Annotated in this window: 8 protein-coding genes; 7 read left to right on the plus strand and 1 reads right to left on the minus strand. The window is 68.3% G+C overall.

Going from position 1 to position 13,114, the window contains the following annotated elements; all coding sequences use genetic code 11:
* The 5 genes from dnaA (at position 1) to ACQP2X_RS00025 (ending at position 7,434) form a co-directional block, all read left to right on the plus strand.
* Positions 1–1,704, plus strand: coding sequence for a chromosomal replication initiator protein DnaA (gene dnaA / locus ACQP2X_RS00005; RefSeq protein ID WP_498693495.1), 1,704 nt, complete (start codon positions 1–3; stop codon positions 1,702–1,704).
* 1,686 nt (positions 1,705–3,390) lie between these two features.
* Entirely contained in the window at positions 3,391–4,524 is a 1,134-nt protein-coding gene (gene dnaN, locus ACQP2X_RS00010; protein ID WP_498656171.1) for a DNA polymerase III subunit beta, read from the plus strand.
* 40 nt (positions 4,525–4,564) lie between these two features.
* Positions 4,565–5,440 carry a phosphogluconate dehydrogenase (NAD(+)-dependent, decarboxylating) gene (gnd, locus tag ACQP2X_RS00015; protein WP_498693497.1) on the plus strand — a complete coding sequence of 292 codons (876 nt, stop codon included), beginning with the start codon at positions 4,565–4,567 and terminating at the stop codon, positions 5,438–5,440.
* A 7-nt stretch (positions 5,441–5,447) separates the two neighbouring features.
* Positions 5,448–6,578: a DNA replication/repair protein RecF gene (gene recF / locus ACQP2X_RS00020; protein WP_498693499.1), complete on the plus strand. Its 1,131-nt coding sequence runs from the start codon at positions 5,448–5,450 to the stop codon at positions 6,576–6,578.
* A 175-nt stretch (positions 6,579–6,753) separates the two neighbouring features.
* Entirely contained in the window at positions 6,754–7,434 is a 681-nt protein-coding gene (locus ACQP2X_RS00025) for a DciA family protein (protein ID WP_498701336.1), read from the plus strand.
* Positions 7,435–7,442: 8 nt separating this feature from the next.
* Here ACQP2X_RS00025 and ACQP2X_RS00030 read toward each other — a convergent pair whose 3' ends face one another.
* On the minus strand, positions 7,443–8,009 hold the full coding sequence (locus ACQP2X_RS00030; RefSeq protein WP_498693500.1) for a hypothetical protein: 567 nt from the start codon (positions 8,007–8,009) through the stop codon (positions 7,443–7,445).
* A 540-nt stretch (positions 8,010–8,549) separates the two neighbouring features.
* On the opposite strand from ACQP2X_RS00030, the gene gyrB reads away from it, so the two are divergent.
* Entirely contained in the window at positions 8,550–10,496 is a 1,947-nt protein-coding gene (gyrB, locus tag ACQP2X_RS00035) for a DNA topoisomerase (ATP-hydrolyzing) subunit B (protein WP_498693502.1), read from the plus strand.
* A 105-nt stretch (positions 10,497–10,601) separates the two neighbouring features.
* Positions 10,602–13,112, plus strand: coding sequence for a DNA gyrase subunit A (gene gyrA, locus ACQP2X_RS00040; protein WP_498693503.1), 2,511 nt, complete (start codon positions 10,602–10,604; stop codon positions 13,110–13,112).
* Positions 13,113–13,114: the final 2 nt, after the last annotated feature.

A 13,114-nucleotide genomic window follows, 5' to 3' on the forward strand; every position in this document is an offset into this window, starting at 1 on the left:
GTGGCCGATCAGGTCGACCTGAGCGGTGTGTGGAAGGCGACGCTGGATGAACTGGCCGACGAGATCTCGTCGCGGCAGCAGCGTGCCTATCTGCAGCTGACCCAGCTGCGCGCCATCGTCGAGGACACGGCTCTGCTGGCCGTACCGGACGCCTTCACCCGCGACGTCATCGAGTCCCGCCTGCGCCCCGCGATCACCGAGGCGCTGAGCCGCCGTCTCAACCGGCCCATCCAGGTCGCCGTCACCGTGAAGCCCCCGGAGGACGGCACCGGCATGCCCGGCAAGGTGTACGGCACCCCGGTCGAGGCCCAGCCGGAGGAGCCGGAGCCTCAGCCCCGGCACTACGCCGACCCGCCTCGCCAGCCCGAGCAGCCGGCCTACGACCCGTACCCGCCACCCGGCTCGGCCCAGCGTCCTCCGGCCGGCGGTTACCCGCGCAACGTCCCTGTCGCCCGCGGCGGACAGGAGGCCTTGTTCGCCGACCCGCTGCCCCCGCCGCCGGAGAAGCCGGAACCGAACGAGCCGCCGCCGGCCCGCCAGCCGCAGCTGCGCGACAACCAGCCGCCGTTCGGCCCCGACCGCGACGACACGCTCCAGATGCGCGGCGGCGACAACGGCCCCGGCCGCGCCCAGCCCGACATCCGTCCGTCGAGCAACCCGCGCGGCACGAACGACGGCAACCGTCTCAACCCGAAATACATGTTCGAGACGTTCGTCATCGGCTCGTCCAACCGCTTCGCGCACGCGGCCGCCGTGGCCGTCGCCGAGTCACCCGCGAAGGCGTACAACCCGCTCTTCATCTATGGCAGTTCCGGTCTCGGCAAGACCCATCTGCTGCACGCCATCGGTCACTACGCGACCACCCTCGGCCATGCGCGCAGCGTGCGATACGTCTCCACCGAGGAATTCACCAACGACTTCATCAACAGCCTGCGTGACGACAAGACCCAGGCGTTCCAGCGGCGCTACCGCGACGTCGACATCCTGCTGATCGACGACATCCAGTTCCTGGAAAATCGCGAGCGCACGCAGGAGGAGTTCTTCCACACCTTCAACACGCTGCACAACGCCAACAAGCAGATCGTCATCAGCTCGGACCGTTCGCCGCGCCAGCTGGCGACGCTCGAGGACCGCATGCGCACCCGCTTCGAGTGGGGCCTGCTGGCCGACATCCAGCCGCCCGACCTGGAGACGCGTATCGCGATCCTCCAGAAGAAGGCCGCGCAGGAGCGCATGTACGCGCCCGACGACGTGCTGGAGTTCATCGCCTCCCGCGTCTCGAACTCGATCCGCGAGCTCGAGGGCGCCCTCATCCGGGTCACCGCCTTCGCCAGCCTCACGCGAAGCCCGGTCCAGCTGGCCCTGGCCGAAGAGGTCCTCCGCGACTTCATGCCCGACGGCGCCGGCCCCGAGATCACCGCCGACCAGATCATGGTCTCCACCGCCGACTACTTCGGCGTCAGCCTCGAGGACCTGCGCGGCCATTCCCGAAGCCGCGTCCTGGTCAACGCCCGCCAGGTAGCCATGTACCTCTGCCGCGAGCTCACCGACCTCTCACTACCGCGCATCGGACAGGCTTTCGGCGGCCGCGACCACACCACGGTCATGCACGCCGACCGCAAGATCCGCCAGCACATGGCCGAGCGGCGCTCTCTCTACAACCAGATCGCCGAACTGACCAACCGCATCAAACAAAACACCTGATCCACTTCAGCGGTACGGATCCGCCTGTCCACAACCACAGGCACACAGCCCCGCCCGTAACAGCCCGGCCAGTCGGTGGTCACGCCCGCGATGCGCCGCCGGGCTGAGCTGCCGTACCCCAGCTCAAACCACAAAGCGGTCGTCCACAGCCCTGGACACCACAACTTCCTCGGCCCGCCACCGCGCGGAAGTCTCAACACTCCACAAGGCGAACCGTCCGCAAGCCACCGGCACCGAGGCGCCCGACTCGGCCATCCAGAGCCCTGCCCGTCCGCGCCGCATCTCCGACCACCGCGTTCACTCAGCCGAAGCCACGCAGCCCGCCCACAGCCACGCCACTCGACCCACACCGCCCGACTCACACCCCCCGACTCACACCGCCTGACTCACACCGCCGAAGCCACGCCGTCAGAGTCGTACCGCCCGAGCCGCGCCGCCCGAGTCGCACCGCCCCGAGCCGCGCCGTCAGAGTCGCACCGCCCCGAGCCACGCCGCCCGAATAACGCCGCCCCGAGCCACGCCGTCAGAGTCACGCCGCCCGACTCACGCCGTCAAAGCCACACCGCCCGAGCCACACCGCCCGGATCACGCCGCCCGGCCGCCAGGCTGCTGCTGCTTCCCGGCGCCAGCGCGATGGTGCGCGACGCCGCGTCGCCACGCACAACCAGCCGCCTCCGCTCCTCTGACCTGGGCCGACGCACTTCATCCACAGGCCATCGCCAGGCATCCCGGATCACCGCCCGATCCCCCCAGCCCTGTGGACGAAGCCCAGGCCGGCGCGATCTACCCAGCCCCGCGAGATCCACCGCCTCCGCCACTCTCCACCGAGATCATCCCCACCCGAACGGGGTTATCCACACCCGATCGTGTCCCTCCCAGGGGCGATTTCCACGTATTCCTCAGCCTTTGTCCCCAGCCTGTGTATAACTCCAGCGCTCAAATCACCAAGTTGTCCACAGGCCGCCCCGCCTTCCCCAGTCCACACGCCCGCCAAACCCAGATGATCACCACCCATGACATCGGCGACTTGTCAACGCCGGAACGAAACCGTTTCGTGCCAACGTTGTCCACACCAATCCACAGGCGTCCACAGGGGTTTATCCCCAGCGGTGGACAACTCACGGCCGCGTTACCCACAGATGTGGACCAAGCCTGGGGAAATCGATGTGGACAAACACTGAGAGTCACAGTTGATCTCACAGCCTGTGGACGCCTGTGGATTTCCTGTTGAAGGTTCTGGGGACGACGAGCCGGTAGCGTTGCTACGCCGTCCACAGGGCGGGGGATAAAACCCGTGGATATCCGGTGGATAACCGGTGGACAGCGGTGGACAACCCGCCGTCAGGTCCGCGACTGTGGATGAGGGCAGGGGTTTGTACCCTGGTTTCCCACATGTGAATCACCGGTGGATAACCCTCTGACCTGCAAGGACGCGAGTTTTCCACACTATGCACAGGCCCTACTAAGACGACTAGATATTTCTCTAAGACAACAAAAAGCAATCAACGGCGTTGTGGATGTTGTGGGTGAGCCGCTTCCGGCCGTTGCCCGAGAGCTTGATCAAGAAAAACCAGCACCGGGGCCGGAGCGACACCGCTCCACTGCTCGCAATAAGGTTCGTGGGGGTCGAAGCCCCACTACATGGTCGAAGCCCCACCAACATGAGGAAGCGACGCGGAGGACAGCATGAAGTTCCGGGTGGAGCGAGACGCACTCGCCGACGCCGTGGCCTGGACCGCCAAGAGCCTGCCCAGCCGCCCGTCGGTGCCGGTTCTGGCCGGCGTCATGCTGCGCGTCACCGACAGCAGGCTCCAGGTCTCCGGCTTCGACTACGAGGTGTCCAGCCAGGTGACCGTCGAGGTGCAGGCCGACGCCGACGGCGCCGCCCTGGTCTCCGGTCGTCTGCTCGCTGAGATCACCAAGGCGCTGCCGGCCAAGCCGGTCGACATCGCCGCGGTCGGTGCCCATCTCGAGCTCGTCTGTGGCAGCGCCCGGTTCACGCTGCCGACTATGCCGGTCGAGGACTACCCCAGCCTGCCGGAGATGCCCTCCAGTGCCGGCACCGTCGACGCGGCCGCCTTCGCCGCCGCCGTCGCCCAGGTCGCCGTGGCCGCCGGCCGTGACGAGACGCTGCCGATGATGACCGGTGTGCGCATCGAGCTGAACGGCTCGACGATGGCCATGCTGGCCACCGACCGCTACCGGCTCGCCATGCGCGAGATGGAGTGGAACCCGGACGACCCCGAGATCAGCCTGAACTCGCTGGTCCCGGCGAAAACCCTCAACGACACGGCCAAGACGCTCGGCCCGCTCGGCGGCTCGGTCACCCTCGCGCTCGCGCAGGGCAACGCCGGCGAGGGCATGATCGGTTTCGCCGGCGGCACCCGGCGCACCACGAGCCGTCTGCTCGACGGTGCCAACTACCCGCCGGTGCGCTCACTGTTCCCGGCCAGCAGCAACGCGCAGGCCCAGATCAGCGTCCCCGGCCTCGTCGAGGTCGTCCGCCGTGTGGCCCTGGTTGCCGAGCGCACCACGCCGGTGCTGCTGAGCTTCAGCGAGGACGGTCTGGTGGTCGAGGCCGGTGGGACGGAGGAGGCCCGGGCCAGCGAGGCCATGGAGGCCACCTTCACCGGCGAGCCGCTCACGATCGGCTTCAACCCGCAGTACCTGATCGACGGTCTCCAGAACCTCGGCTCGTCGATCGCCGTGTTCTCCTTCGTCGACGCGTTCAAGCCAGCTGTGATCTCGCCCGCAACAGAAGAGGGCGAAATCGTCCCCGGATACCGCTATCTGATCATGCCGATCAGGGTAACCCGCTGATACTGGGCCTGAGAGAAACGCACGATCTAGGGGGAACACCATGCAGCTCGGCCTTATCGGTCTCGGCCGAATGGGTGGAAACATGCGCGAACGCATTCGCGCGGCCGGTCACGAGGTGGTCGGCTACGACCACCACCCGGAGAACAGCGACGTGGCCAACCTGGCCGAACTGGTCGAGAAGCTCGCCGCTCCGCGGGTCATCTGGACCATGGTTCCCGCGGGGAAGATCACCGAGGACACCATCAACGAGCTCGCGGACCTGCTGTCCGAGGGCGACATCATCATCGACGGCGGCAACTCGAAGTTCACCGACGACGCCCCGCGCGCCGAGCGGCTCAAGCCCAAGGGCATCCACTACCTCGACGTCGGTGTTTCCGGCGGCGTCTGGGGCAAGACCAACGGGTACGCCCTGATGGTCGGCGGCGACGAGGCCGACGTGCAGCGTTGCCAGCCGATCTTCGACGCCCTCAAGCCGGAGGGCGAGTTCGGCTTCGCGCACGCCGGCACGCACGGCGCCGGCCACTACGCCAAGATGATCCACAACGGCATCGAGTACGGCATGATGCAGGCGTACGGCGAGGGCTACGAGATCCTCATGGCCTCCGAGCTCGTCCACAACGTGCCCGCCGTGATCAAGAGCTGGCGCGAGGGCAGCGTCGTCAAGTCGTGGCTGCTCGACCTGCTCGACCGGGCGCTCGACGCCGATCCGGAGCTGGCTCAGATCAAGGGTTACGTCGAGGACACCGGCGAGGGCCGCTGGACCGTCGACGAGGCCGTCCGCCTCGCCGTGCCGGCCCACGTCCTGGCCGCCTCGATCTTCACCCGGTTCGAGTCGCGTCAGGACGACTCGCCCGCGATGAAGGCCGTCGCCGCGCTGCGCCAGCAGTTCGGCGGTCACGCCGTGAAGTCCAGCTGAGCGAGCTGTGTACGTACGCCGGGTCGAGCTGACCAACTTCCGCTCCTACGAGCGGGTCGCGGTCGATCTCGAACCCGGCGTGTCCGTGCTGGTCGGCCAGAACGGCATGGGCAAGACCAACCTCATCGAGGCGCTGGGCTACGTGGCCACCTTGGACAGTCACCGGGTGGCCACCGACGCCCCGCTGGTGCGGGCCGGAGCGGCCAGCGCCGTGATCCGGTGCGCGATCGTCCACGAAGGACGCGAGCTGCTGGTCGAGCTGGAGATCGTCCCCGGCAAGGCGAACCGGGCCCGGCTCAACCGCTCGCCGGTCCGCCGGCCCCGCGAGATCCTCGGCGCCCTGCGCATGGTGCTGTTCGCCCCCGAGGACCTCGAACTGGTGCGCGGCGATCCGTCGGAACGGCGCCGCTACCTCGACGATCTCCTCGTCGCCCGCCAGCCCCGCTACTCGGGCGTCCGCGCCGACTACGACCGGGTGGTCAAGCAGCGCAACGCCCTGCTCCGCACCGCGTATCTGACCCGCAAGGTCGGCGGCAACCGCGGGCAGGATCTGTCCACCTTGGCCGTCTGGGATCAGCACCTGGCCCACCACGGCGCCGAGCTGCTGGCCGGCCGGCTCGAGCTGGTCGCGGCCCTCGGGCCCCATCTCACCAAGGCGTACGACGCGGTCGCGGCCGGCCGGTCGGCCGCCTCGATCACGTACGCGGCCAAGCTCGGTGACGGGCTCACCCCCGATCGCCCCGCCCTGGAGCAGGCACTTCTCGAGTCGCTCCAGGAGCGCCGCACGGCCGAGATCGAGCGGGGCGTCACCCTGGTCGGCCCGCACCGCGACGACCTCGCCCTGCACCTGGGCGACCTGCCGGCCAAGGGCTACGCCAGCCACGGCGAGTCGTGGTCGTTCGCCCTGGCGTTGCGCCTGGCGGCGTACGACCTGCTCCGCTCCGACGGCATCGAGCCGGTCCTGGTCCTCGACGACGTCTTCGCCGAGCTCGACGGCGGCCGCCGCGACCGCCTGGCCGCTCTGGTCTCCGACGCGGCCCAGCTGCTGGTCACCTGCGCCGTCCCCGAGGACGTGCCGGCCGCCCTGAGCGGCGCCCGCTTCGACGTCACCACCGGATCGGTGAGCCGTGCCGTCTGACCGCCGCGACGACGACCCCACACAGCGGGACGACCGGACCCGCCACGACGATCTCGTCCGCGAGCGGAGCCGGCACGACGATCTGCGCCGCGAGCACCGCCCGCCGGCCAACGGCGACCGTCCCCAGGCCCCGTCCACAGCCGAGCGGTTTTATCCACAGGCCCGTCCCGACAGCCTGACCCGCGAGGAGCTCGGCGTCCGCGACGATGGCTGGTACGCCGCCGAGACCGCGGCCACCGCCCGCCCGGAGCCGGCCCGATGGCGCTCCGAAGATCCCGCTGAGACGCCGGAACGCCCGGATGCTGGGTCCACCCAGGCCGAGGGCGTTTCAGAGGCTCAGAAGGGCACTGAGGGCGTTTCCGGTCCCGATCTCGCCCGGGCCGTGCTCGACGCCGCCCTCGCCCGGCGCCGGGAGAACGCCGCTCGCAAGCCGCGCCGGGGCAGCACAGGCGCCAAGGGCGAGAAGAAACTCCGCGGCTATTCCGGGCCCGGGCCCGACCCGCGCGATCCGGCGCTGTTCGGCGACGTGCTCCAGCGGCTCATGAAGGCCCGGGGCTGGGAACGCCCGAAAGCCGAGGCCACCGTCTTCGGCGCCTGGGAGAAAGTGGTCGGCCCCGAGATCGCCGCACACAGCCGCCCGGTCAAGCTCGACGCCGGCGTGCTGACCGTCGAGGCCGAGTCCACGGCCTGGGCCACGCAGCTGCGCCTGCTCGCGGCCACCCTGCTGCGCAACATCGCCGGCGAGGTGGGCCACAACGTGGTCACCAAGCTCAACATCCACGGCCCGGCCGCGCCGTCCTGGAGCAAGGGCCCCCGCCGCGTTCAAGGCAGGGGGCCCCGGGACACGTACGGCTGAACGGGTCTTCAGTAATCGGCGAAGACCGCGAAGCCGCGCTCGGCGCAGCGGCGGTAGAAGCCGGCCAGGATGGCCAGCTCGGAGCGCGCGAAGCTCCAGTGCGGCGCGTTGCCCGCCTCGTCACGCAGCGCGGCCAGGCGCTGATCGAGCCAGCGCAGCTGCTGCTCGGCCAGCCGCCCGGCCGAGATCGCGTTGCGCATCACCCCGGCCACGCTGTCGAAGGTGACGAGATCGCCGAAGTTCTCGTGTCCCTCGACGAACCGCTCCAGACCGCCGGCGATCCACGCGCAGCCGTCGGGGTCGATGACGGGGTCCTCGTCCTCGGCGGCGGCCTCGGTGGCATAAAGCACGCCGTCGAGACCGAGAAGCAGATCAACCAGCTCGGTGTACGCGGTGGCGCGCACCGTACCGGTCTTGGCGATGTGCAGTGCCAGCGCTCCCGTGGGCGCGGCGATCTCGGGGGCGTCGGCGATCGCCCCGAAGTCGACGAACTCGGCGGGAGCTACCGGGTCGTAGTACTGGTTGGTCCGCGGCCAATGCACCGCGACGTTCTCCAGCCCCTTGTCGTGCGCCATTGGGGGCCATCCCTCCTAGACCATTCGCGGCCGTCCGGCCAAGCACCGGCCCGCGCGGGGAGGTTACGACACAAACCCCCGCCGCTGGGAGGCAGTGTCGCAGCGCGCGGCGACCCGGGCCGGAAGGCGCGCCCCGGACAGCAGCGGCCGGATCACTTGCCGTTGCGGCCGGGTGCGTCTTCCGTGTAGGGGAGGACTTAGGGCGCGCCTCAAATCCGGCTACGGCAATCTGAGGCACCCGGAAGGGGTGCCGGACCCTCGCCAACTCGATTCGGCGGAGTAGAATCGACGGAGACCGGGAAAACTTGTGCAGAAGGCTCGCGGGCTGCCGATTTAGGCAGGCCGCAGTCACGCTACGCGGTTTTTCCAGCCGATCACGATCCGCGGGCCTGCCGCGGCGACCGGCGAGCACGGTTCCACCGGTGGTCCGCTTCTCCCCGCGGGTTGTCATCTGTGGTCGACCCTGCGCGCCGCCGCCCGCCGCGCGCCCGCCCTCCCCGTGTGGGACCTCACGGTCCCATCGCGAGAAAGTGGCCGAGGGTGACAGAGAACAACCAGGAATACGGTGCCGGTCAAATCACCGTTCTCGAGGGCCTCGAGGCGGTCCGCAAGCGCCCGGGCATGTACATCGGCTCGACCGGCGAGCGCGGTCTGCACCACCTGGTCTGGGAGGTTGTGGACAACGCGGTCGACGAGGCGATGGCCGGCTACTGCGACACCGTCGACGTGGTGCTGCTGGCCGACGGCGGCGTCTCGGTCACCGACAACGGCCGTGGTTTCCCGGTCGACCTGCACCCGAAGCTGAAGAAGCCCGGCGTCGAGGTCGCCCTGACGATCCTGCACGCGGGCGGCAAGTTCGAGGGCACCGCCTACAAGGTGTCCGGCGGTCTGCACGGCGTCGGCGTCTCGGTCGTGAACGCGCTCTCCACCAAGATGCACGTCGAGATCCACAAGGACGGCTTCGTCTGGCGGCAGGACTACACCGCGTCCAAGCCCAGCCCGCTCGAGAAGGGCGAGTCGACCTCCACCACCGGCTCGACCGTCCAGTTCTGGCCCGATCCGGCGATCTTCGAGACGACCGAGTACGACTTCCAGACGATCTACCGTCGTCTCCAGGAGTACGCGTTCCTCAACAAGGCGCTGACGATCAACTTCACCGACGAGCGCACTGTCGACGACGAGGGCAATCACCGCAAGGTCACCTTCATGTACGCCGACGGCATCTCCGACTTCGTGCGTCATCTCAACGCCACCAAGACGCCGATCCACAAGTCGGTCATCGACTTCGGCGCCGAGTCGACCGAGGAGGGCATGGCGGTCGAGGTCGCCATGCAGTGGAACGAGTCGTACGGCGAGTCGGTCTACACCTTCGCCAACTCGATCAACACGCACGAGGGCGGCACGCACGAGGAGGGCTTCCGGGCGGCGCTGACCAGCATCGTCAACCGCTACGGGGCCGAGAAGAAGTTCCTCAAGAGCGACGAGAAGCTCTCCGGCGAGGACATCCGCGAGGGTCTCGCCGCGATCATCTCGGTCAAGCTGGCCAACCCCCAGTTCGAGGGCCAGACCAAGACCAAGCTCGGCAACACCGACATGAAGAGCTTCGTCCAGCGGGTCGCGAACGAGCAGCTGGCCGACTGGTTCGACCGCAACCCGGCCGACGCGAAGATCATCATCACCAAGGCGTCGCAGGCGGCCCGCGCGCGCATCGCCGCGCAGCAGGCCCGCAAGCTGGCCCGCCGCAAGTCGCTGCTGGAGTCCGGCTCGATGCCGGGCAAGCTGGCCGACTGCCAGTCCACCGACCCGCGGGTCTCCGAGCTGTTCATCGTCGAGGGCGACTCGGCCGGCGGCTCGGCCAAGCAGGGCCGCAACAGCCAGATCCAGGCCATCCTGCCGATCCGCGGCAAGATCCTGAACGTGGAGAAGGCCCGCATCGACCGGGTGCTGAAGAACAACGAGGTCCAGGCGCTGATCACCGCCATGGGCACCGGCATCCACGACGACTTCGACATCGCCAAGCTGCGCTACCACAAGATCGTGCTGATGGCCGACGCCGACGTCGACGGCCAGCACATCCAGACGCTGCTGCTCACGCTGCTGTTCCGCTTCATGCGGCCGCTGGTCGAGCAGGGCCACGTCTACCTGGCGGCCCCGCCGCTCTACAAGATCAAGTGGAACAAGCGCGGCGACGACGCCCAGTACGCCTACTCCGACCGGGAGCGGGACGGCCTGATCGCGCTGCGCCAGCAGAAGAAGCCGAACGCCAAGCCGGACGACATCCAGCGCTTCAAGGGCCTCGGCGAGATGAACTTCCACGAGCTCTGGGACACGACGATGGACCCGGCGACGCGCACGCTGCGTCAGGTCACGCTCGACGACGCCGCGGTGGCCGACGAGCTGTTCAGCGTCCTGATGGGTGAGGACGTGGAGGCGCGGCGCTCGTTCATCCAGCGCAACGCCAAGGACGTGCGGTTCCTGGACATCTAGGTTGCCGAGTATCCACAGCGTCCCCCTGCTTTCCACAACGTTATCCACAGCGATACGTGGGCTAATGCCGCTTATGTCTGGTTTCACCTTGAGTAAGGGTTAACAGTGACTGACACTCCCGAACCCCCCGACGGCGACGAGGCCCCGGAGTCGACCGGCGGCGTGACCCAGCGCGTCGAGCCCGTCGGCCTCGAGGTCGAGATGCAGCGCTCGTACCTCGACTACGCGATGAGCGTCATCGTCGGCCGGGCGCTGCCCGACGTCCGCGACGGCCTCAAGCCGGTGCACCGCAAGATCCTCTATGCGATGTACGACTCCGGCTTCCGGCCCGACCGCGGCTACGTGAAGTGCGCGCGCGTCGTCGGCGACGTCATGGGCAACTACCACCCGCACGGCGACTCGTCGATCTACGACGCCCTCGTCCGGATGGGGCAGCCGTGGTCGCTGCGCTACCCGCTGATCGACGGCAACGGCAACTTCGGCTCGCCGGGCAACGACCCGCCGGCCGCCATGCGCTACACGGAGTCGAAGCTGTCGCCGCTGGCGATGGAGATGCTGCGTGACATCGACGAAGACACCGTCGACATGCAGGACAACTACGACGGCCGTACGCAGGAGCCGACGATCCTGCCCGCGCGCTTCCCCAACCTGCTGGTCAACGGCTCCGAGGGCATCGCCGTCGGCATGGCCACCAAGATCCCGCCGCACAACCTGCGCGAGATCGCCGGCGCCGTGCAGTGGCAGCTCGACAACCCCGACTCCGACGAGGCCACCGCGCTCGAGGCGATGCTCGAGATCGTCAAGGGTCCCGACTTCCCGACCTACGGCCTGATCGTCGGCCAGCAGGCCATCCAGGACGCCTACCGCACCGGCCGCGGCTCGATCCGGATGCGCGCGGTCGTCGAGGTCGAGGAGGACCCGCGCGGCCGGCCCTGCCTCGTCGTCACCGAGCTGCCCTACCAGGTCAACCCGGACAACCTGGCCGAGCGGGTGGCCGAGCTGGTCAAGGAGGGCAAGCTCACCGGCATCGCCGACATCCGGGACGAGTCCTCCGGGCGTACGGGAATGCGCCTGATTCTGGTCTTGAAGCGCGACGCGGTCGCCAAGGTCGTGCTGAACAACCTCTACAAGCACACCCAGCTCCAGGAGACCTTCGGCGCGAACATGCTCGCCCTGGTCGACGGTGTGCCGCGCACGCTCAACCTGGCGCAGTTCATCCGCTACTACGTCGACCACCAGATCGAGGTCATCCGCCGGCGGACCGCGTTCCGCCTGCGCAAGGCCGAGGAGCGCGCGCACATCCTGCGCGGTCTGGTCAAGGCGCTCGACATGCTCGACGAGGTCATCGCCCTGATCCGGCGCTCGCCCACCGTCGAGGACTCGCGTCAGGGCCTCATGCAGCTGCTCGACGTCGACGAGGTGCAGGCCACCGCGATCCTCGACATGCAGCTGCGCCGCCTGGCCGCCCTCGAGCGCCAGCGCATCATCGACGAGCTCGGCAAGATCGAGCTGGAGATCGCCGACCTCAAGGACATCCTGGCCAAGCCGGAGCGCCAGCGGGCCATCGTCTCCGACGAGCTCGGCGAGATCGTGCAGAAGTACGGCGACGAGCGGCGCACCCAGATCATCCCGTTCGACGGCGAGGTCTCCATGGAGGACCTCATCGCGCGCGAGGACGTTGTGGTGACCATCACACGTACCGGTTACGCGAAGCGCACGAAGGTCGACCTGTACCGGTCGCAGAAGCGCGGCGGCAAGGGCGTGAGCGGCGCCACGCTGCGGCAGGACGACATCGTGTCGCACTTCTTCGTGATCTCGACGCACGACTGGATGCTGTTCTTCACCAACAAGGGCCGGGTCTACCGGGCCAAGGCGTACGAGCTGCCCGAGGCGGCCCGGGTGGCCAAGGGACAGCACGTCGCCAACCTGCTCGCCTTCCAGCCCGACGAGCACATCGCGCAGGTCATCCAGATCCCGAACTACCAGGTCGCGCCCTACCTTGTGCTCGCCACTAAGAATGGCCTCGTGAAGAAGACCCGGCTCGAGGAATTTGACTCCAACCGCAGCGGTGGCATCATCGCCATCAACCTGCGGGAGGACGACGAGTTGGTGGGCGCGGCCCTGGCGGCATCGGAGAACGATCTGCTGCTGGTCTCCAAGAAGGCTCAGGCCATCCGGTTCAACGCCACCGACGAGGCGCTGCGCCCGATGGGCCGGGCCACCTCCGGTGTGATCGGCATGCGGTTCAGCGACAACGATGAACTTCTGGCCATGGAAGTCGTGGTCGAGGGCATGGATGTGTTGGTCGCCACCGACGGTGGGTATGCGAAGCGCACGCCGATCGAGGAGTATCCCGTGCAGGGCCGGGGCGGCAAGGGTGTCCTCACCGCGAAAATCACGGAGCGCCGTGGTGGACTGGTGGGCGCTCTCGTGATCAGCCCGGAGGATGAACTATTTGCCATCACCAGCAATGGTGGTGTCATCCGGACTCCCGTGAAGCCTGTACGGCGCACGAGGGATCGGAACACAATGGGGGTCAAGCTGATGGACCTCCCAGAAGGTGTAACCATCGTGGCGCTTGCTCGCAATGCCGACGAGCCTGACGAACAGGACTAGTT

Origin of the sequence: Actinoplanes sp. CA-131856 (assembly GCF_050956135.1) — a bacterium.
GTDB lineage: Bacteria > Actinomycetota > Actinomycetes > Mycobacteriales > Micromonosporaceae > Actinoplanes.

Excerpts from the sequence above, each read along its gene's own strand:
- dnaN (WP_498656171.1), top strand. The coding sequence starts at position 3,391 with ATGAAGTTCCGGGTGGAGCGAGACGCACTCGCCGACGCCGTGGCCTGG.
- gnd (WP_498693497.1), top strand. The coding sequence starts at position 4,565 with ATGCAGCTCGGCCTTATCGGTCTCGGCCGAATGGGTGGAAACATGCGC.
- ACQP2X_RS00030 (WP_498693500.1), bottom strand. The coding sequence starts at position 8,009 with ATGGCGCACGACAAGGGGCTGGAGAACGTCGCGGTGCATTGGCCGCGG.